Origin of the sequence: Luteolibacter sp., assembly GCF_039920825.1 — a bacterium.
Classification (GTDB): Bacteria; Verrucomicrobiota; Verrucomicrobiia; order Verrucomicrobiales; family Akkermansiaceae; genus Luteolibacter.
In genome coordinates, this window is record NZ_JBDSCX010000075.1 from 1 (window position 1) to 20,894 (window position 20,894).

The following is a 20,894-nucleotide window of genomic DNA, read 5'->3' on the forward strand; positions in this document are numbered from 1 at the left end:
GATGCGCTTGCGGCGTGGCATGGCGTTGGGATGGTAATGTTAGGATTGGAGAGAATTACTTCTTCCCGCCTTTTTTGGCAGGAGCGGCGACGGCACCGGGTTTCGGACGCTTCGCACCGTATTTGGAGCGGCTTTGACGGCGCTTATCGACACCGAGGGTATCGAGCGAACCACGGACGATGTGGTAACGGACACCCGGAAGGTCCTTCACCCGTCCGCCGCGAACGAGGACGATTGAGTGTTCCTGGAGGTTGTGGCCTTCACCGCCGATGTAGGCGATGACTTCGAATCCGTTGGTAAGGCGAACCTTAGCCACTTTACGGAGAGCCGAGTTCGGCTTCTTGGGCGTGCGAGTCATGACTTGAAGACATACTCCGCGGCGCTGTGGGCAGTTCACGAGAGCGGGTGACTTCGACTTTTCGGCCGGAGTGAGGCGTCCCTTGCGAACGAGCTGATTGATGGTCGGCATGATTTCCTGCGTGGTTCTGATTTTCCCGAGATTTGGGGACAAACCGGAGCGACGACAAGGCGACCTTGTAGTAGCTTTTTTCCGGAGCTGGACCCGATAAATTTTCCCTGTAATTTGAACTGCTTCGATTAAAACGTCAGCAGTCCTCGCTGTGGGGGGGGCGACTCTAGGAGCCGATCCCAACCTGACAAGCCCTATTTTGACAATTTCTTCTAATTTTCATGAGAAGCGGCGGATTCTGGAAAAAACCGGGGGCAGCGGGCGGGCTCTAACTGCCGACCAAACGCTTGATCCCGTTGAAATGCCGCACATCAGGTGGCCATGGTCAGTAATTCGCGCATTTCCCAAGCGGCGGGAAGACCGTCGTTGTCGGAGATGCCCAGCTTGGTGTTGGTGGTCACACCGAGGTTGTTCGCGTCGCTCTGGTTGCCGAGGTGGGCGTTTCCACCATGGGTGAAAGGGAGCGCGACCCCGCGGGCGAGTGTGGAGGCGGTAAGATTGACATGGAGGGAGATTTCAGGAGGGACCGGGAAGTCGTTCGAAGAGACCCGCGAAGATTTGCCGAACGATTGCGTGTTCTCTGACATGCATGGGGGTGATCCGCTCATCTTGTCATGGTCAAAACCCTCATCATCTGCTTCCTCGCGTTGTGCGCCCTCGCCAGCGCCGCCCCGCCGAACGTCCTCTTCGTTTTCATTGATGACATCGGGTGGGGCGACTTGTCGTGCTACGGAAGGCCCACTCTCGACAAGTCTGGGAATCCGATCACGCCGAACCTGGACAGGATCGCGTCGGAGGGGATCCGCTTCACCCAGGGCTATGTCGCCGCGCCGATTTGCTCGCCATCGCGGACCGGAGTGCTGACGGGCATGTATCCGTGCCAGCACGGGATCAACAGCTTCATCGACAGCCACGCCGCCAATCTCAGCAGGAGGATGAACGATTGGCTGCAGCCGGACGCGATGACAACCGCCCGCCTGTTCCGCGATCAAGGCTACACGACCGGACAGTTCGGCAAGTGGCACATGGGTAATGGCCGGGACGTGAACAACGCGCCGGTGCCGGGTGCTTACGGTTTCCAGAAATCGCTCGTCGCCTTCGAGGGCAATGGCGACCGGCTGCTCTATTTGAACAACGACGAGACGAAAGACGGGCTTTCCCAGGCAAACGAGGATGCCACGGTCGGGACCTACGAATACGTGCACTGGTATGAAGCCGCAGGCAGGGACATCGACTCCGCGCTCGCCTACATCACTACCGCAGTTCAGGCGGGAAAGCCGTTTTACGTGCACCTGCCGTTCAACGACACCCATTCTCCCTACAACGTCGCGCCGGGGCATGAAAACGACTTCGACCACATCACCACGAACACCAACGGAAAACTGTTTCTGGGAGAATTGCACAACCTCGACGCGCAAATCGGGCGACTGGTCAATGCGATCGACGCGCTCGGCATCGGTGGAAACACGCTGATCTCCATCATCGGCGACAACGGCGCACCCAATGACGCGCTCAACTCCCTGCTCAACCGCAATGGCGGCCTGCGCGGCGGCAAGGGCGGCATCTGGGAAGGCGGCATCCGGGAGCCGTTCATGGTTCGCATGCCGGGCACGATTCCCGCCGGCGTGGTGAACACGACGACAGCCGTTTCCACCCTTGATCTCATGCCCACTTTTTGTGCGTTCGGAAACGTCCCGCTGCCGTCCGCTCCGTTAGCCGGTGAGAATATGAAGGACGTCTTCCTAGGCTCGACCCGCGCGCGGAGCAAACCGCTTTTCTGGGAATTCGGCACCGCAGGCGGCATCACTTTGGAGGGTCCCAAGCTCGCCGTCCGCGTCGGCAATATGAAATTCATGCGAGATCCCGACGGCGGAAACAGGGAGCTCTACAACCTTTCGATCGACAAGGAGGAAGCTAACAACCTCGTCAACGCCCCGGCGCAAGCCGCCGCTGTCGCAACGATGGAGCCGATGGTGATGAAGTGGTATCAGGAAACCGTCCTCGGCGAGGTGGGTGAAACTTATGTCAGCCACCCCGGCACCCCGCCCGCCCTGATCATCGCGGACAGCTACAATCTCCCCGCCGGAAATTCCACTGGGACCGGATTCGCCGCGGGAACCGGCGTGAACGAGAACCTCGCCAACCGGTTGACCGGCACTCTCGCGGGCACTTTGAAATATCTGCGCACCGACACCGGCAAGGCAGGCACGGCCCATTCCATCACCGCCAACCGCCTGAACATCGCCGCCGCCGTCAACACCACCGCGTTCCAGTTTTCCGCCGATGGCGTAAACGCTTACGACTTCGGACCCGCGATCGCTGGAAGGCGTTACGAATGGCGCGTCACCATGGATCTTGACGATCCCGATCAAGCCAAGGCGCGCATGACGCTGGGCATCGCCGACGTGGCGAAGCCAGCGGGCGGAGTCGGTGACCATGATCTGGGCGTGCAGCTCGATCTCGTCCCGGGCAATACGATTTCGGTGTTCAAACGGATCGACGATGCATCCGATTCCGGAACCGGCGATGTCAATGTTAGTATCGCCACCGGTCTGGCGGCCGGCCAGCCGGTCGAAGTCCGCGTGGTGATGCAGGACAGCACGGATTATACGGGATTCAACACCGGCTACGAGATTTTCATCAACGGCGTCAGCGTGAATACCGGCAACCTCACTTTCAGCAACGGCTCACGCTTTCTGATCTTCGACACCTCCTCTAACATAGGACCCGTAAGCTATGATAATTTCGCTCTGGAAACGCTGGATGCCGCCACCGACCAGATCGCGCGGGTGCCGGTTCTCGGCATTTCGGAAGCCACCCCCGCCGCAGTCGGGGGACTCGAAAAAATCCGCCTTTTCTGGACCACCCAGCCGGGACAAACCGTCGAACCGGTCATCTCCAACGACCTACTGACCTGGACGCCTTTCCTTGACGACGAAAACATGCCCATCCACGTCGCCACCGGATTCGGCACCATCCGCTGGCTTGAGGTCGCCATTCCCGAGCCTTACCGCGGCCGCGGTTTCATCCGGCTGCGAACCATCGACTAACGACCCGCACGCATCAGTTCCCGGATACGCTCCTCCTGCAGGGGAGCCTCGAAGACGTAGATTTCGTCGATCTCGCCGCGGAATCCTCGCTCGACGTCCTTCTGCGGCACGTAGCCGATCATGAGGGGCAGCGCCGCCCGGGTTTTGGGCACATGATAGATCGAGCCGCCTTTCTGGTGAAGCGACTCCACCAGCTCGCGGACTCCATCCACGTAGAAGGCCACCTGCGGATTGGCCCCACCCGCATCGGCACCCGGATACACCGCCGCCACGTGATGCCATTTCCCATCTGCCAGATCGGTGGAGCCCGTGTAGAGGAACTGATCGAAGGAAAGCCGGAGAAACGTGGGTTCCCCGGGGTCTGGCTGGAATAGCAGGAGTTCGCATTTTCCGGCGAAACCGATGGTGGGGTCGCCCCAGCCGACGATGGACTGGTAGCGGCGGGGAGGCGCTTCCGGTTGGGTGCGGATCCATGCGCAAATCGTCCGGGCACGGCTGCCCAAGGTCCCTTTCCAGTCGGTCACCAAGGCGTTGCGGCTGCCGTCGAAGCTCGCGGCCATGCCGACGATTCCCGGGACGATAGCTGGTTTCCCCGGGCTTCCCGTTAAGTGGGTGCCTGCTGCCGTCGGTTCGGTGCCGGTGACCTCCAGCGTGCTGTCGCCCTGCGGCTCGAAGGTGAAATGGATGTAGGGCAGGTCCGGCAACAGGGCTTTCAGGAACCGGTCCCCTTCCATGTCGATAGACTTCAGTTTCCCGGCGAGAGAAATGCTCACCGCGTCCCCGGCCACGAGTTCGCGGCTTCCGGCCTCGCCATCGAGCGCCTCCACCTTGGCCTTGCCCTGCATCACGTGGACCTCGGGAAGTTCCTCGGAGTCCTTGGAAGCTAACAGCCCGAACGTCGCACCCTTGGAAACCACCGCGATCCGCGGCGTCGCCACGCGGACTGCCGCCACGCCGGCCGGCACCACGATCCCGGCGCTTCCAAATTTCATTTTCATGAAATCACGATCCGCCATTTCCACCATCGCGGGGCCTTTCACGATGGCTTTCGCGCCGCCCTTGAAGGTCAGTTCCAAGGAACCGGCATCGAGCGAGAGGATATCGCCCTTTGCCAGTCCATTTCCTTCGCCGCCCCGGAGAGCGCGATCCATCGTCCAGATGCTGTTAGGGGCCAGCCGCAGCGTCGCCAGCACCGGTGGCGGGGCCAGTATCCTGAAATAAAGCGCGCCGAGGACCACCAGCAGCAACACGACCGCGGAGGCCAGAAATACCGTCACCCCGCGTCGATTGTGGAAATTCATGAACAGGTTGACCGGTGCAAGTGCTCCCGGCCGCGCGGGCTCCGCGAGCTCTTCGGTGGCGACGATTTCCAACATGCCCTCGATCAGATGGATCTCGCGGAAAATCCGGCGAAATTCCGGCGATTCCCGCAGTCCGACCTCGAACCGCTCGAACTCCTCCTGCGAGCACTTGTTTTCCAGCACCGCATGCGCCAGCCTCTCGAACTCGCCGCTTTTCATGACGCGTTCCCGGGCATGGATTTCATCTCCCTCTCAACGCAGTGTCTCAAGGCGACGCGCAGGCGGAAAAGCAGCCCTCGCAAGGCGGCCGCGGTTCTGCCGGATTCAAGCGCCGCCTCCTCCACCGCACCATGGCGCGCGTATCTCGCGAGCAGCACGGTCCGGTCCTCGACGTTCACCTTGCCGAGGCATTTTCTCAAAGCCGGGAGCCGCGAATCCATCGTCGGATCCGCTTCGGAAAACTCCGCGGCCAGCAGCTCCAGCGTTTCCTCGCCGAATGTCAGCTCGGCTTTCCGGCCCGCCCGTTTCTGGTGGTTCATCGTGACGTTCCTGGCGAATGTATAGACCCACGCGCGGAAATTCGTGCCCGGCTGGAACTGTCCGCGTTTTTCCCACACCGCCAGATTCACGTCCTGCAGAATATCCCCGCGGGCGTCCGCGAATGGCATCAGGTGCGCGACAAAGGTCTTCAACTCCGGCTGGATTCCGATGAGCAGACACACGAACTGTCCCGAACCAACCTCGCCCTCCAGCACGTCCGTCGTGCCGACGAGTCCACCGGCAAGGTGATCGCCTTCCTTTCCGTCCAGCATTTCCGTGCGAGGCTCCATGTTTGGCACTACTCCAAAAAAGCTCCCGCCCGGCGAAAAGTCCAAACGATTTTCCAAGGGTTCAGGCGGGATCATCTTGTCAGTCTGAGTGGCGATATTTTCACAGGGACTTCCGGGAAACCCTTCACCGGAAGCCCTGTGATTCCGCTCGGGGAGCGACTACATCTGATAATTTCCCCAACGCCCGGAGTGTTCCCGAAAAACGGCAAGTTTGTCCGGTGATTCCGCGCCTCAGTCATCGGTCGTGATCGCCCGGATCTCGTCGATGGACTCGCCCGCATAGAAGGTGACCTTCACCGTCAGCCGGTCGTCGGATAGAGAGACCCGGTCGGAACCGGTGGCCGTCTGGCTTCCCTCGAGGCCGCGGAGGACTTCTTCGGCGGGATCGAGCTTGGGCAAAGGTGCTTTCGACAGCAGGGAATCCGTCCGGTTGAGCTTGCCGCTTCCGACGATGATCCCGATCACCGGCCGATCAAATGTGACGGAACCTTCGAACAATTTATAGTCCCCGGGTTTGTAAACGCCGACTGGGTTGTAGCGCAAAAGATAGCTCCTGAGGCGCTGTTCGGGCTTGAGGTCCAAGTGTGAGGGATGACGGAGGTTATTTCCTGAGTATTTGCCGGGCAGGGTGATGTCCACGGGAATCTGGACGTCCGGGATGAAGTCGCGGCGTTCGGGGATGACAAAAATATGATCGTCGTTTTCCAAGCGGGCGAGGGCCTCCGGGGTATCGGGAGGAGCGGGAACCACCTCGCCGAGCGTGGAGCGGATACCGGAAGCGACCGGCCAGGTGAGGAGGAAGGGCGTGGGCTCGAACTTGAGATCCCGCAGGCCGGCCGAGTGGTCCGAGCGGACGGCGTTTCCTCTCTCGATGGTTCGGATTTCCGCGTCCTTGGACACCTTCACCTTCCCTTCAAGAACCACGAAATCAGCGGTGCCGTTGTCGGCGGAAATGCCGAACGAGGTGCCGAGGTCCGTGAGGGTGGCTCCGGAAGTGACGACTTTAAAGCCGTGCGCGGATTCCGGGCACCACGCGTTCAGCCGACCGCTTGTGAGGATGATCTGATCCGCCGAGCGGACGATCAGCGAGGCGGGAGCCTGGACGGCAACCACCGCGCCGTTGGCGAACTCGATCCGGGTCACGCCATTCGTTAGAGCCAGTTTTTCGCCCGGACGGACGTCGCGAGGACCACTATCGCCATCGGTGTAAAGCTTGGCGATCGCTGCTGCGGAGTGCGCGGTTTCCCGTTTCAAAAATACCAAAAGCGCGGCCAGCAGCGCGACCAACGCCGCCATCGCCACGGCACCGCGGCGGAACCTGGCGAAACGGATGCGCGACATGACCTGACCGGAAAACTCATGGTCGGCCTCGCCGGAGACCGCCCGGATGTGGGGCAGCACGGAACGGACGAACGTGGCGTCGTTTCGCTCGGGCTTCAGCCGGTCCAGCGAACCCGAGACGAGGAGCTGCTTCCGAAAACCCGCCAGCAGTTCCGCATCGCCCACTAACAGGGCGAGCAGCCGGGCGCGATCCTTATCGCCGAGCGTGCCGTCGAGCAGCTCCGAGCAGAGTTCCACGAATTCGGGATCTGATGGATTCATCACGCTCATTGGAACGCGTGGATGTTTTTGGTGGCGAGGCAGTCCGCGAGGGTCTTCCGCGCGTGGAAGAGCGACTTACGAACGGCCGCGGGATTCATCGACAGGTCGAGGCCGATGTCGGTGGCGTTCTTGTCTTCGAAATACCGCGAATCGATGATCCGGCGGATCATGCCCGGCATTTTCTCAAGACACTCGCGCAGGGCGGTGACGCGGATTTCAGTATCCTCCTCGGCCCCGGGCTCCGGGTCGCTGGCGAAGGTGTCGATCAGCAGCCCTGTGATTTTTTCGTCCAGCAGGCGCTGGCGGCGACCGGTTTTGGTCAGCTCGTTCAGAACGAGATTCCGAGCGATCTTGCGCAGCCAGGATCCCGCGTTCTCCGGGTCGTCGAGTTCTTCCCATTTCCGGTGGGCGATGAGAAAGGCCTCCTGCGCCAAATCGTCCACCCATGCGTCGCTGACGCCGAGCGAGCGGATGAAATAGCGGAGGCCGGAATGATGGTTCCGCACCGCTGTCTCGATCTGCTCGTCTCGTTCCTTGCGTGTCATGGGAAAGTTTCGGCCGGCTGGATTTCACCGGCGGTCAATTGGATGATTTCACAGATACCCCGGGTGTTCCCCGGATTTGAAAGATAATTTTCGATACCGATCAAATGGCTGACCTTTAAGGGTTTTTGGGGGTTGAATGTGATTTCGGAGGTCACACCCACCCGATTCGCGAAATCATCAGAGGAAACCCGCCACATCCAACACCAACCCGCCGAATAAACCGCCTTATTCCCCGCCGCTCCAGAACCGCACGAGGGAGCCAATGCCGGCGAATGATCGCTCGGACTGAAGTTTTTCCGAACGCTCGCCCCATTGCCGAAATACATGTTTCGAAGTTCCGCCGGGCCGATGGCGCGGATCTTTCATTTTCAAACCCGCCCTTTTCATGAAAGCCATCCTGATCGCCCTTGCAACCTCGCTGCCAGCTATCCTGACAGCGGCCGATGCCGCGAAGCCCAACATCCTCGTCGTCCTCATCGACGACCTCGGCTACAGCGACCTCGGCTGCTACGGAGGAGAAATCCCCACGCCTAACATCGACTCGCTTGCCAAGACCGGCCTCCGCTACACCGGCATGACCAACTCCGCCCGCTGCTGCCCGAGCCGCGCTTCACTCCTCACCGGCCTGCATCCGGCGCAGGCGGGAATTCCGGATTTCGACGGCTCGCTCAGCGACGACAGCGCAACTCTCGCCGAGGTCGCCCGCGGCGCAGGATATGCGACCTACGCCGTCGGCAAGTGGCACGTCGGAGCGGATCCGAAATCCATCCCCACGGCCCGTGGCTTCGACGCGTTCTTCGGTTTCCCTAACGGCCATTCGCAGGGCCAGTGGAATCCGGCGAAGTACAAGCGCCTGCCAGAGGGCCACGCGCCGGAGCTGGGTTACAAGCAGGGCGAGTTCTATGCCACGGACGTTTTCAGCGACTACGCGCTGGAGTTCATCAAACAGGGCGAGGCGAGCAAGAAACCGTGGTTGCTTTACCTCGCCTACTCGTCTCCGCATTTCCCGCTCCAGGCTCCGAAGGGCGATGTGAAACCGTTTCTCGAAACCTATCGAAAAGGCTGGGACGTGCTGCGCGAGGAACGCTTCAAGCGCATGAAGTCCATCGGCCTGGCGGACACCCCCGGCTGGAAACTCACCGAGCGTTCGGTCGTGCCAATCGAGCAGAACAACGCCATCGCGAACGGCTACTCCGGAAAACAAAACCCCGCGTGGGACACTCTGCCGGCCGACCGCCGCGAGGACCTCGCTCACCGCATGGCCATCTACGCCGCCATGGTGAAACACGTGGACGACGGCGTCGGCCGCATTGTCAATCAGCTCAAGTCCGCGGGCAAACTCGACAACACGCTCATCCTCCTCTTGTCCGACAACGGTGCCTGTTACGAGTGGGGGCCGTTCGGTTTCGACGGTGCCTCACGCGCCGGCAACACCACGCTCCACGAAGGGGCCGCGTTGGACAAGATGGGTGCCCCTGGCGAACCCGAGATCGCCTACGGCTCCGGCTGGGCGAACCTGTGCAACACGCCATTCAAGCTTTACAAACATTTCGCCCATCAGGGCGGCATCGCCACGCCGCTCATCGTCCACTGGCCCGCCGGTGTTAGTTCGCCCGACCGCTGGGTCCGCGACCCGGCGCATGTCATCGACATCATGGCCACCCTCGTCGATGTCGCCCACGCCGGTTATCCGAAAACCCGCGCAGGCACCGCCGTCCTGCCGATGGAAGGCGTCAGCCTCGCGCCGACCTTCAAGCCCGGCGGAAAATTGGAGGGTCGCTCGATCTGTTATCAGCACGAGGGATCGAAGGCGATCCGGAAGGGCGACTGGAAACTCGTGATGGGAGCCAAGCTTCCGAGCGAAGCTTGGGAGCTCTATAACCTCAACGCCGATCCGTGCGAGACGCAGAATCTCGCCTCCGGAAAGCCCGAACTCGTCGCCTCGCTCGCGGACGAATGGCAGCAATGGGCCATCCGCACCGGCCTGCATGTGAAGCAAAACAACCCGGCGAACGGTATCAAAAAAGGCAAGCGCGCCAAACCAAACACCGAGGATGAAGAATGATCCTCCCACCATTCCCTAAGATGAAATCAGCCACCCTCGCGCTCGTTCTTTTGTCCGCCACCTGTTTCGGCGAAACGGTCCGTCCCAATTTCATCGTCATCCTCAGCGATGACCAAGGCTGGGGAACCACCTCGGTCATGATGGATCCCGCGGTACCCGAATCGAAAAGCGACTTTTTCAAAACACCTAACATCGAACGGCTGGCGGCGGATGGCATGCGTTTCAGCCAGGCCTACGCGTCACACTGCAACTGCTCGCCGAGCCGCGCGGCGCTCCAAACCGGCCGTTCGCCCGCCGCCCTCCACATGACGGACATCATCGAGCGCCCCGGCGGCACCGCCACGCCGGGCGAAAAACTGATCGTGCCGCGGATCGTCACCGGACTTTCCAAGGACAACCCCACCATCGCTGAGCTCCTCAAGACTTACGATCCTGCCTACCACGCCGCGCATTTCGGAAAATGGCATATCGCCGGCGGCGGCCCGGCCGCGCATGGCTACGACGTTTCGGACGGTGCCACGACCAATGGCGAAGGAGGCCGGAAGACCAATCTGCCCGACGATCCCAAGCAGATTTTTGGCATCACCCGCCGCGGCATTGATTTCATGAATGCGGAGGTCAAGGAAGGTCATCCGTTCTATCTCCAGCTCTCGCACTACGCCACCCACGCCCCTAACCAATCGCGGCCCGCGACGCGAAAATCCTTCGCCGACGCGCCGAAAGGCGAACGCCACGACAACGTGCCCTACGGCGCGATGCTTGCCGACATGGACACCGGCATCGGCCAGTTGCTAGACGCCGTGAAGGCCGCGGGCATCGCCGACCACACCTACATCATCTACACTGCGGACAACGGCTGCATCCCCACCGACGACCCCGGCAACATCAACGGCCCGATCCGCGGCCACAAGGCATCCGTTTGGGAAGGTGGTATCCGCGTGCCCTTCATAGTAACCGGCCCCGGCATCGCGGCGGGCGCGGTCAGCCGTGTGCCGGTCGTCGGCTACGACATCCTGCCCACCGTCTGCGATCTCGCGGGCATCAAGAAATGGCCCGCCGCCGTCGAGGGCGGCTCGCTCAAGGCCGCGCTAACAGGAGGAGACGCGGTGAAGCGCCCGGAGGATTTCCTCATGTTCCACTGGCCTCACTATCAGCACCAGAAACACAGCACTCCGGACACGACCCTGCTACAGGACGGCTGGAAGCTCCACTACTGGTGGGAAACCGGAGCGACGCAGTTGTTCCACCTCGATAAGGATCTCGGAGAATCAAAAGACGTCGCTTCTGAATTCCCCGACCGCGTCGCGAAAATGAAGTCCGCACTGCAGGGCCACCTTAAGGAAATCCGCGCCCAGGAACCGGTCCCGAATCCAAATTTCGATCCATCGGCTCCAGCCGGGCCAGGCGGCAAGCGTCGGAAAAACGCGGCTGCGGATGACGACGACTGACCCGTTCAAACCATGAAAACCCGCATCCTCGCCTTTCTGTTCACCGCTTTCCTTCCCGCCTTCGCGCGGGCCGCGGACGCCAAGCCGAATTTCCTGCTCATCGTCGCCGATGACCTGAATTCACGCGACCTCGGTTTCACGGGCAACAAGGACATCCACACTCCTAACATCGACAAACTGCGGAGCGATGGCATATGGCTTCGCAACATGTATGATCCAGCTTCGACCTGCTCGCCGACGCGCCACGCGCTTTACACGGGCTTGGACTGCATCCGCTCCGGGGCCTATCCGAACCACACGCGCGCCTACGACGGGACGAAGAGCATGTTCACTTATTTCAAGGGACTCGGCTATCGGGTCGGCCTCCAGGCGAAGGAACATGTCGGGCCGAAACCCACGTTTCCCTACGAATACATCAGCCCGAATCAGGATGACTTCGAAGCCTTCGGCGGCTTCGTGAATCGCGACAAAAGCCAGCCGTGGCTGGCGGTGTATGCCTCACACGATCCGCACTCGCCATGGGACCGCGGACCGAAGAAGCTTTACGATCCCGCGAAGCTCACGGTGCCGCCTTATCTGCACGACAACGAGGTGACGCGGAAATTGCTAGCCGCCTACTACGCGGAGATTTCCTCGCTGGACAGGCAGGTCGGCGCGTTGCTGAAAATCCTGGCCGACAGCGGGCAGGCGGAGAACACGCTGGTGATGTTCGTCAGCGAGCAGGGCAGTTCGTTTCCGTATGGCGGGAAATGGTCGGTCTATGACAACGGCATCCACTCCGCGACGGTCGTCCGCTGGCCGGGCAAGGTGAAACCCGGCTCGACGAATGATGCGATGATGGAATACCTCGATGTGCCGCCCACTTTCCTCGCGGCAGTAGGGGAGGATCCCGCGAAGATCGACACCGGCTGCCCGGACGCCACGGGCTACCGCGGGTTCGACGGGAAAAGCTTCCTCGAGGTGCTGCTAGGAAAGAGCGATCACTTGCGCGACGTCGTTTTCGCCCAGCACACCACCGTCGGCATCATCGGTTTCAAGCAACCCTATCCGATGCGCTCCGCTCGCGACGTGCGCTACAAGTATATCCGCAACCTGATGCCGGAGAACACCTACGAAATCGGCGGCATCCACAAGGGCCAGCCGCTGGATTCGTGGAAGGAGGACGCGAAGGAAGATCCCGCTTTGGCGAAGCGCATCGACTGGCTCTATCACCGCCCGGGCGATGAACTTTACGATCTGGAAAAAGATCCGCTGGAAACCGACAATCTTGCCGCGAACCCAGATTTCGCCGCCATCAAACAGCGTCTGAGCGACCAGATGGACGCATGGATGAAACAACAGGGCGACAAAGGCATCGCCACCGAGAAAAACGCGCGTTCCCGGCAAGGCAAGGGCGACGGCGGGGACGAATGAAACTTCAAGCTAACACAAATCCATGAAACGAAACACACTCCTGCTTTTCCTCCTCTCGCTCGCCGAAACCGTTTCGGCCGCCGACAAACCTAACATCATCGTCATCCTCGCGGACGACATGGGCTACTCGGACATCGGCTGCTATGGCGGCGAGATCCCCACGCCGAACCTCGACGCGCTCGCCAAGGACGGGCTGCGTTTCACGGAATTCTACAACACCGGCCGCTGCTGCCCGACCCGCGCCTCGCTGCTCACCGGACTCTATTCGCATCAGGCGGGCATCGGCCACATGAACGAGGACGATCACCTGCCGGGCTATCAGGGGCACCTCAACGACACCTGCGTGACCATGGCGGAGGTGCTCAAGCCTGCCGGCTATTTCACGGCGATGACCGGGAAATGGCACGTCGGCCAAGCCGTCGGGGTAACGCCGTGGGGCCGCGGATTCGAGCGCAACCTGACCGCAGCGGCCGGCGGCTTCTATCACGCGGACTCGGATCGGGCGAAGCTGTTTCTCAATGGAGAAAAACTCGCCAGCGACGATCCGCGCCTGCCGAAAGACTGGTACTCCACGGATTTGTGGACCGACTACGGGATCAAGTTCATCGGCGAGGCGGTCGAGGCAAAGAAGCCGTTCTTCCTCTATCTGGCGGAGAACGCGCCGCATTTCCCCCTCCAGGCGCCGGCGGAGGACATCGCGAAATTCCGCCACGGGATCTATCAGCAAGGTTGGGACAAGCTGCGCGAGGCGCGCTACGAACGGCAGAAGGCGATGGGTCTCATCGATCCGAAATGGGAACTCACGCCTCGGGACGCGGACGTGAAGGCGTGGGACTCGCTTTCCACGGAGGAGAAGGACCGCTTCGACCACATCATGAGCATCTATGCCGCGTGCGTCTGGCACATGGATATGGCGATCGGAAGACTGGTCGCCTCGCTCAAGGAAAAGGGCGTCTATGACAACACGCTGATCCTCTTCATGAGCGACAACGGCGGCAACGCGGAAAGCGGGCCCAACGGGACGTTAGAAGGAAAAAATCCCGGCGGACCGGGCAGCACCGTCTTCTGCGGCGAGTCGTGGGCGAACCTCGAAAATACGCCTAACCGCCTCTACAAGCATTTCAACCACGAGGGCGGCATCAGCACGCCGCTCATCGCCCACTGGCCGGCGGGCATTTCCGCCAAGGGCGAGTTCCGCAAGGAGCCGGGGCACCTGATCGACATCATGGCCACCGTCGCCGATTTCGGCGGCGCGACCTATCCGAAGGAGTTCGGCGGCAAGGAAATCCAGCCGATGGAAGGCCGCAGCCTGCGTCCTGCGTTCGAAGACAAGCCGATCGAGCGCGAGGCGATTTTCTGGGAGCACGAGGGCAATGCCGCCGTCCGCACCGGGGATTGGAAACTCGTCCGCAAGGGGCTCCGCGGTGAATGGGAACTCTACGACCTTCTGGCAGACCGCACCGAAATGCACAACCTCGCCGCCAAGGAACCGGAGCGCGTCAAGACCATGACCGAACTGTGGCGTGCCTGGGCGAAGCGCGCGAACGTGATGCCCAAGCCCGGAGCCGCGGGCGCAGCGAAGAAACAAGCCCGCAAGGCCGCTGCCTCCGAACCAGAATGAACCCTCAGGCATGAAAGCCCTCCTCATCATCGCGGCCCTTGCCGGATTCGCCACGGCCTCCCCGCCTAACATCGTCATCGTTTTCATCGACGACATGGGCTACGCCGACATCGGGCCCTTCGGCGCGACCAGACAAAAGACGCCGAACCTCGACCGGATGGCCGCCGAGGGCATGAAGCTCACGTCGTTTTACGGCGCGCCGTTGTGCTCGGTCTCGCGGGCGCAGATGATGACCGGCTGCTACGGCGCGCGCGTCGGCGTGCCGGCCGTCTATCCGCCCGCCGCCAGCCACGGTCTCGCACCGTCGGAGCACACCGTCGCGGAGCGGTTGAAGGAGCGCGGCTACGCCACCATGTGCATCGGCAAATGGCACCTCGGCGACCAGCCGGAATTCCTGCCGACGCGCCAGGGCTTCGACCATTATTTCGGCATCCCCTATTCTAACGACATGCAACGGAAATCCAGCGCGACCGGCGAGCGGGTGGTTCCGCTGCTGCGCGACGACAAGGTGGCCGAGCTTCTAACGGACGAGGCCCAGCACAAAATCACCGAGCGCTACACCGGCGAGGCGGTGGATTTCATCCGCCGTAACAACGACAGGCCGTTCCTGCTTTATCTGGCGCACACCGCCGTGCATCTGCCGATGGCACCGGGTTCCGCGTTTCAGGGAAAATCCGAGAACGGCAGCTTCGGCGACTGGGTGCAGGAGCTGGACTGGAGCACCGGTCAAATCCTCGACGCCCTGCGGGAGCTGAAACTGGCGGAAAACACCTTCGTGATTTTCACCAGCGACAACGGCCCGTGGCTCGGCCGCGACAAAAACGTCGGCAGCGCCGGACCGTTGCGCGGGGCCAAAGGCAGCACTTGGGAAGGCGGAATGCGTGTGCCGACCCTTGCCTGGTGGCCCGGAAAAATCAAAGGCGGATCGGTTTCCGATGCGGTCGCCGGAGAGATCGACGTGCTGCCCACCGTGGTCACCCTCGCGGGCGGCACGGTGCCGGAAACGCCCGTCATCGACGGCAGGGATCTGTCGCCCTTGCTCCTTGGAAAATCCGATATCTCACCGCGGGACGCCCACTATTATTTCCTCGGATTCCAGCTTCAGGCCGTCCGTCAGGGACCGTGGAAACTCTCGGTTACGCCACAAGTTGAGGGTCTCAATTTCAAGATGGTGCCCGAAGACGCGCGGGGCAACACGCCGCGTCTCTACAACCTCGACTCCGATATCGGCGAGCGCACCAATGTGGCCGCAGAGCATCCGGAAATCGTCACCCGCCTCAAAGCCCTCGCGGATCGGAAGCGCGCCGAGATCGGCGGCAAATCCCCATCCAACCGCCGCCCCGCCGGCACGGTGAAAAATCCCGTGCTTCTATACGCCTCCGACGAAACAGATCCCTCCAGCCCGTCAAAAAAAGGCGCAGAGACCGACTGAAATTTCCTTCATTTTCCGACATGCACCCGATCCGCACCGCTTACTTTATCACCGTGTTTCTCGCGTTTCTCGTCCCGGCCACCGGTGGCCCGGAAACAAAGACCGCCAAACCTAACATCATCCTGCTCCTCGTCGACGACATGGGCTGGGGCGATTTTTCCTGCTTCGGCGACAAGGAAGCGAAGACACCTAACATCGACCGCATGTGCGCCGAGGGCATCCGCTTTTCAAATTTCTACGTGAACTCGCCGATCTGCTCGCCCTCGCGCACCGGCATCACCACCGGCCAATACCCGCAGCGCTGGCGGATCACCTCGTTCCTCAACAACCGCGCCGACAACAAGCGCCGCGGCATGGCCCAGTGGCTCGATCCCGAAGCTCCCACGCTCGCCCGCTTCCTCAAGCAGGACGGCTACGCGACCGGTCATTTCGGGAAATGGCACATGGGCGGCCAGCGCGATGTCGCCGACGCTCCCGCCATCACCCGCTACGGATTTGATGAGACCCTCACCAATTTCGAGGGCATGGGACCGAAACTCCTGCCGCTCACCCTCAAGCCCGGCGACAAACTGCCCGGCAGAATCTGGGGCGACGCCGAACGCCTCGGCGGCCCCGCCACCTGGATGCAGCGATCAGAAATCACCACCGGCTATCTCGACCGCGCGCTAGAATTCATCGACAAGTCGGCGGCGGACAAAAAGCCGTTTTACGTCAACCTTTGGCCGGACGACGTCCACAGCCCGTTCTGGCCGCCCGTGGACAAGTGGGCCAATGGCAAACGCGGACTCTACCTCTCCGTGCTGCGGCAAATGGACCTCCAGTTCGGTAAACTCTTCGACCACATCCGCAACACCCCCGCCCTGCGTGACAATACGCTCATCGTCATTTGTTCCGACAACGGCCCCGAACCCGGAGCGGGAACGACCGGTCCATTCCGCGGCGTGAAAGGCACCCTCTACGAAGGCGGCACCCGCTCGCCGCTCATCGTCTGGGGTCCAGGCCTCATCGATGCGGCCAAGGCCGGTTCCCACAACGACAGCTCCGTCCTCGCGGCCATCGACCTGGCTCCCTCGCTCCTGAAAATCGCCGGCGTCACCGCACCGGAAAAGGTCGCTTTCGATGGTGAGGAACTCTCCGCCACCTTCATCGGCAAGGAAACGGCCACCCGCACCAAACCGATCTTCTGGCGCCGCCCACCGGATCGGGTCAACTGGTCGCCGAAGCCCAAAATGACTGAGAAACTGCCGGACCTGTCCGTTCGCGATGGAAATTGGAAACTCCTTTGCACCTATGACGGAGTGGAACCGCAGCTCTACGACCTTTCAAAAGATCCCGGCGAAACAAAGAACCTCACGGGAAAAAACCCGGAAATCGCCAAACGCCTCACCGCCGCCGCGCTCGCCTGGCACCACTCCATGCCGCCGGACAACGGCCCGCAGCTCGGATCGGAAAAAGGGGGCAAAGCCGCCGAAGACGACGCTGTTTCCGAGTAGGAATCCGGTTGGCAATGATATCCGGGTATCCGGATTTGTAGCTGTCGACGGCGGGCGGAAAAAATTTTCTTGGCGAACTTGGCTTTAATTCATACTTTTTTATCTAGATAAAGTTATGCACCTTTCAAGCAAGCAAGAATACGCGCTGCGTCCCACCAGCAATCCCCCGTTCCCGCCGGTTGGCACGAGCCATTTCGGACGCGTTTCACTGTCAATTTGAAGCCACGAAAAAAATGTGAGATTTACCGCACGTTTTGATCGGCTGAGAAATTCATGATCAACCGGATTTCCGCTCGGACGGCTGTCAGGCCGGTTTAGCGATCCATTCAAAAACCCTAGTTTCCCACAAATCCAACAAACCCATGAAAGCACGCCACTTCGCATTATTCGCCACCATCGCCGCCTCCGCCCCACTTTTCGCAGGAACTTACGCCTGGAAGGGTACGACTTCCGGAGATTGGGGCGTCAACACCAACTGGAGTGCGACGCCGACCTTTAACAATGCCGCCGTCCTGAATTTCGACGCCGCCACCCCGATCACCAACTACGTCACCTTTCTCGGCAGCACAGGAAGGTCCGTGAAAACGATCAATGTCACGGGAGCCCTCACCAGCCCGTTGGAAATCCGCACCAGCCAGAACAACGCGACCGGCCGCAAGATCACCTTCGCTTCGGATTCCGGTCCGGCGACCATCAACATCAACGCCTCGGTCACCCAGGCCGTCACTATCGGCCAAGGGACCCAAGTCGATAACGTCGGCACCATCACGCTGGCCAGCGACCTCGTGGTCAACCACTCCGGCTCCGGTTTGCTCACCCTCAGCCGAACCATCGACGGCCCGCAGTCCATCGCCAAGTCCGGTTCGGGCACGCTCCTGATCTCGGGCGTGAACACCAATCTTACCGGCGACGTTACCATCAGCGGCGGCATCCTTCAAATCGGCGACGCGGCCTCACTCGGCGCAACTTCGGGCGACACCTATGTCCTTTCAGGCGGCACTCTGGCGATGAACAACAAGAAGCTCGCCGCAGGCGAAACCGTGTCTATCGCTGGCACGGGCCAAGGAGGCATCGGTGCCCTTTATCAAAGCAACGGCAACGATTCCGGCGCGAATTCCATCACCGACGGACTCATCCTCACCGGCGACGCGTCCATCGGCTGCCCCACCGGCATTCGCTACGGCGTCGGGAGCAACGGTGCGGCCACCACCGGACTGTTCACGCTCACCAAGGTGGGAGCAGGCCAGTTCGACCTCCGTGGCGTGGTCACCGTCGGCGAGATCGTCGTCAACGGCGGCGTCCTCCAGACCCAAGGAACCATCTCCTACAACACGGGCTACAACCTCACCGTCAACACCGGAGCCGAGTTCAGGTCTTTTGAAGTCGGCACCTCGTTCCAACGGAACATTGTCCTCAACAGCGGCACCCTCAGCACCACCGGCACGGTGGATTTTACCGGCGATACTTACTCCGGCAACGTCACGCTGACCGGCGTTAACAATGTGAGCGTGACCGGCGGTGCCACCGATCTGCTGACGCTCTCCGGAAATATAGGAGAAGCCGCAGCCGGTGCATCCATTACCGTGAGCGGCAGCCGCCCCGTCGTCCTCGGCGGGACCAACACCTACACCGGTGCGACCACTGTCAGCTCCGGCATTCTGAATGCCACCGGCTCCTTCACCAGCAACTTCACCGTCGCCGCGGGTGCCACCCTCGGCGGGGAAGGTGTCACCACCGGCACCGCCACCTTCGCCAACGGCGCCAATTTCAGCTTCGATCCCGGCACCACCGGGACCAACCAGTTCTTCCGCGCGGCCGATGTGACCGTCGCCTCGGGGGCTGTGGTCAATGTCTCCCAGACCGCGTCATCCGCCGCTACCAATACGGTTGTCCTGAGGGATGGAAACGGCGGCCTCGACCTTTCGAATTTCACCCTCGTCAATCCCGGCCGCGGCACCCTCGCGCTCGGCGGCGCGGGAGGAAATTCCGATCTGCTCTATTCCGCGAACGCCGCCAACCTCGAATGGCGGGGCTTTGTCACCGAATACTGGACGGCCAATGACGTCGATCTCAATTTCCAAAACCTCGGCACCGCCAGCCCGGACAAATTTCTAGCCAATGACAACGTCTCCTTCGCAAACGCAGCGGTCGGCAATCTCTACCTCGGCAGCGACATCGCCGCGGGAAACATCGTTTTCAACAACACCACCGGCAATGATGTCAGCATCTTTTCCTCGTCCACGCAGACCATCACCGCCGCCAGCATCACGCAGGCGGGCAGCGCCACCAACACCGTTTCCGCCCCCGTGGTCGGCACCACTCCTGTCGTCGTGAACGCGGGCACTCTGGTTCTGGATGCGGTGAATACCAGCGTCGGCACAATCACGATCAACTCCGGCACCCTCCAGATCGGCGGCACCGGCTTCTCCGGCTCGGTCGCCACCCCCTCCATTGTCAATAACAGCAGCCTCAAACTCAATCGCTCCGATACCTTGACCATCGGCAGCATCATCAGCGGGTCGGGTACCCTGACCAAGATCGGCCTCGGCACCATCACCCTCACCGGTGCCAACACCTATGCGGGACTCACCACCGTCAGCGAAGGAACCCTTCAAATCGGCACCGGTACGACCGGATCGATCACCGGCAACATCGAAAACAATGCCAATTTGCAGCTCGTCCGTTCCGACAGCACGACCTTCGCCAATACCGTCACGGGAACCGGAACCCTAACAAAAAGCGGCACCGGCATCCTCACGCTCAGCGGAGCCAACAGTTTCTCCGGCGGCCTCATTTTGGTGAACGGCACCCTGATCGCCGGTAGTGCCAACATCAGCTCCGGGCCCTTTACCTTCGCGGCCAACGCCAATGCCACCGTTTGGCAGCTAACCGGAAACAGCAATAACGATATCAACTTCCCTGACGGAGCCACCGGCAACAAGGTGATCAACCTCGCCACCGGGGTCACCGACCTCACGCTTTCCGGAACCATCACCATCTCCGACAACGCCACCACCTTCAACACCTTCAGCACTTCGCGCCTCAACCCGATCGGAGGCACCATCGTCATCACCGGAAAGATGACCGGAACGGGCTCCGGCGGCATTGCCAAGCGAAATACCGGCACGGTCGTCATCACCAACACCACCAACGACTACACCGGTCCCACCAACATCGTTGACGCCGGCACCCTGATCGTGAACGGCAAAGTCCCCGGCGACCTGAGCTTCGGCGAAAACGTCGATGGCAGCGGCGGCCCGGCCGGCACCAGCACCGGCTTCCTTGCCGGCAGCGGAACCGTCATGGGAAATGTGAAACTCCAAGGCGGCAGCCACATCGCCCCGGGCGGAACCAGCAGCGCCGGCGTCACCACCCCTACCGCCGCCGTCCTGACCATCGGCGGAAATCTGAATCTCTCCGTGGCCGCCGCCGGCACCGGTGGCATCGTGATGGATCTCGTCGCACCTGCCGGCACCAGTGATCGCATCGCGGTCGGCGGAACGGTCGACATCGGCACCAACGTCTTCGGCCTCGCGGATGTCTCCATCAACAACCTCGGCGGACTCGCAGCTGGCAGCTACACGCTCATCACCTCCGCCGGAATCACCGGCACGGTCGATCCCGC

The 20,894-nt window shown here is 61.4% G+C and carries 14 protein-coding genes; 8 read left to right on the forward strand and 6 right to left on the reverse strand.

Going from position 1 to position 20,894, the window contains the following annotated elements; all coding sequences use genetic code 11:
- Positions 1 to 55 precede the first annotated feature (55 nt).
- Both rpsL and ABIQ96_RS21355 read right to left on the reverse strand, forming a co-directional pair.
- A complete protein-coding gene (gene rpsL, locus ABIQ96_RS21350) occupies positions 56 to 469 on the reverse strand; it encodes a 30S ribosomal protein S12 (RefSeq protein ID WP_348216670.1) in 414 nt (137 codons plus the stop codon).
- Between the two features lie 311 nt (positions 470 to 780).
- Positions 781 to 1,056, reverse strand: a complete 276-nt coding sequence (locus tag ABIQ96_RS21355; protein WP_348216671.1) for a hypothetical protein — start codon at positions 1,054 to 1,056, stop codon at positions 781 to 783.
- Positions 1,057 to 1,083: 27 nt separating this feature from the next.
- Between ABIQ96_RS21355 and ABIQ96_RS21360 the strand changes: the two genes are divergently transcribed.
- A complete protein-coding gene (locus ABIQ96_RS21360; RefSeq protein ID WP_348216672.1) occupies positions 1,084 to 3,519 on the forward strand; it encodes a sulfatase-like hydrolase/transferase in 2,436 nt (811 codons plus the stop codon).
- Here ABIQ96_RS21360 and ABIQ96_RS21365 read toward each other — a convergent pair.
- The 4 genes from ABIQ96_RS21365 to ABIQ96_RS21380 form a co-directional block, all read right to left on the reverse strand.
- Positions 3,516 to 5,039 carry a LamG domain-containing protein gene (locus ABIQ96_RS21365; protein ID WP_348216673.1) on the reverse strand — a complete coding sequence of 508 codons (1,524 nt, stop codon included), beginning with the start codon at positions 5,037 to 5,039 and terminating at the stop codon, positions 3,516 to 3,518. The two genes, ABIQ96_RS21360 and ABIQ96_RS21365, sit on opposite strands and share 4 nt — an antisense overlap.
- Positions 5,036 to 5,650 (reverse strand): sigma factor, encoded by a 615-nt coding sequence (locus tag ABIQ96_RS21370; protein WP_348216674.1) that lies wholly within the window; start codon positions 5,648 to 5,650, stop codon positions 5,036 to 5,038. Before ABIQ96_RS21370 ends, ABIQ96_RS21365 begins: the two co-directional genes overlap by 4 nt.
- A gap of 231 nt (positions 5,651 to 5,881) precedes the next feature.
- The gene (locus tag ABIQ96_RS21375) at positions 5,882 to 7,252 is read right to left on the reverse strand and encodes a FecR domain-containing protein (RefSeq protein ID WP_348216683.1); all 1,371 of its coding nucleotides are present in this window, start codon (positions 7,250 to 7,252) and stop codon (positions 5,882 to 5,884) included.
- Between the two features lie 5 nt (positions 7,253 to 7,257).
- Positions 7,258 to 7,797, reverse strand: a complete 540-nt coding sequence (locus ABIQ96_RS21380) for a sigma-70 family RNA polymerase sigma factor (RefSeq protein WP_348216675.1) — start codon at positions 7,795 to 7,797, stop codon at positions 7,258 to 7,260.
- Between the two features lie 385 nt (positions 7,798 to 8,182).
- Here ABIQ96_RS21380 and ABIQ96_RS21385 point away from each other — a divergent pair, with 385 nt between their 5' ends.
- The 7 genes from ABIQ96_RS21385 to ABIQ96_RS21415 all read left to right on the forward strand — a co-directional run.
- Positions 8,183 to 9,862, forward strand: coding sequence for an arylsulfatase (locus ABIQ96_RS21385; protein WP_348216676.1), 1,680 nt, complete (start codon positions 8,183 to 8,185; stop codon positions 9,860 to 9,862).
- Between the two features lie 20 nt (positions 9,863 to 9,882).
- Complete coding sequence (locus ABIQ96_RS21390) at positions 9,883 to 11,310, forward strand: sulfatase (RefSeq protein ID WP_348216677.1); 1,428 nt, start codon at positions 9,883 to 9,885, stop codon at positions 11,308 to 11,310.
- Positions 11,311 to 11,322: 12 nt separating this feature from the next.
- Positions 11,323 to 12,723: a sulfatase gene (locus tag ABIQ96_RS21395; protein ID WP_348216678.1), complete on the forward strand. Its 1,401-nt coding sequence runs from the start codon at positions 11,323 to 11,325 to the stop codon at positions 12,721 to 12,723.
- 22 nt (positions 12,724 to 12,745) lie between these two features.
- On the forward strand, positions 12,746 to 14,344 hold the full coding sequence (locus ABIQ96_RS21400) for an arylsulfatase (protein WP_348216679.1): 1,599 nt from the start codon (positions 12,746 to 12,748) through the stop codon (positions 14,342 to 14,344).
- A gap of 10 nt (positions 14,345 to 14,354) precedes the next feature.
- A complete protein-coding gene (locus ABIQ96_RS21405) occupies positions 14,355 to 15,776 on the forward strand; it encodes a sulfatase (RefSeq protein ID WP_348216680.1) in 1,422 nt (473 codons plus the stop codon).
- 20 nt (positions 15,777 to 15,796) lie between these two features.
- Entirely contained in the window at positions 15,797 to 17,269 is a 1,473-nt protein-coding gene (locus ABIQ96_RS21410) for a sulfatase-like hydrolase/transferase (RefSeq protein WP_348216681.1), read from the forward strand.
- A gap of 362 nt (positions 17,270 to 17,631) precedes the next feature.
- On the forward strand, positions 17,632 to 20,894 hold a 3,263-nt coding region (locus ABIQ96_RS21415; protein ID WP_348216682.1), incomplete at its 3' end, for an autotransporter-associated beta strand repeat-containing protein.

Bases quoted from the DNA above. Each gene is read 5' to 3' on its own strand.
- rpsL (WP_348216670.1), bottom strand. From the start codon at position 469: ATGCCGACCATCAATCAGCTCGTTCGCAAGGGACGCCTCACTCCGGCC.
- ABIQ96_RS21355 (WP_348216671.1), bottom strand. From the start codon at position 1,056: ATGTCAGAGAACACGCAATCGTTCGGCAAATCTTCGCGGGTCTCTTCG.
- ABIQ96_RS21360 (WP_348216672.1), top strand. From the start codon at position 1,084: ATGGTCAAAACCCTCATCATCTGCTTCCTCGCGTTGTGCGCCCTCGCC.
- ABIQ96_RS21365 (WP_348216673.1), bottom strand. From the start codon at position 5,039: ATGAAAAGCGGCGAGTTCGAGAGGCTGGCGCATGCGGTGCTGGAAAAC.
- ABIQ96_RS21370 (WP_348216674.1), bottom strand. From the start codon at position 5,650: ATGGAGCCTCGCACGGAAATGCTGGACGGAAAGGAAGGCGATCACCTT.
- ABIQ96_RS21375 (WP_348216683.1), bottom strand. From the start codon at position 7,252: ATGAATCCATCAGATCCCGAATTCGTGGAACTCTGCTCGGAGCTGCTC.
- ABIQ96_RS21380 (WP_348216675.1), bottom strand. From the start codon at position 7,797: ATGACACGCAAGGAACGAGACGAGCAGATCGAGACAGCGGTGCGGAAC.
- ABIQ96_RS21385 (WP_348216676.1), top strand. From the start codon at position 8,183: ATGAAAGCCATCCTGATCGCCCTTGCAACCTCGCTGCCAGCTATCCTG.
- ABIQ96_RS21390 (WP_348216677.1), top strand. From the start codon at position 9,883: ATGAAATCAGCCACCCTCGCGCTCGTTCTTTTGTCCGCCACCTGTTTC.
- ABIQ96_RS21395 (WP_348216678.1), top strand. From the start codon at position 11,323: ATGAAAACCCGCATCCTCGCCTTTCTGTTCACCGCTTTCCTTCCCGCC.
- ABIQ96_RS21400 (WP_348216679.1), top strand. From the start codon at position 12,746: ATGAAACGAAACACACTCCTGCTTTTCCTCCTCTCGCTCGCCGAAACC.
- ABIQ96_RS21405 (WP_348216680.1), top strand. From the start codon at position 14,355: ATGAAAGCCCTCCTCATCATCGCGGCCCTTGCCGGATTCGCCACGGCC.
- ABIQ96_RS21410 (WP_348216681.1), top strand. From the start codon at position 15,797: ATGCACCCGATCCGCACCGCTTACTTTATCACCGTGTTTCTCGCGTTT.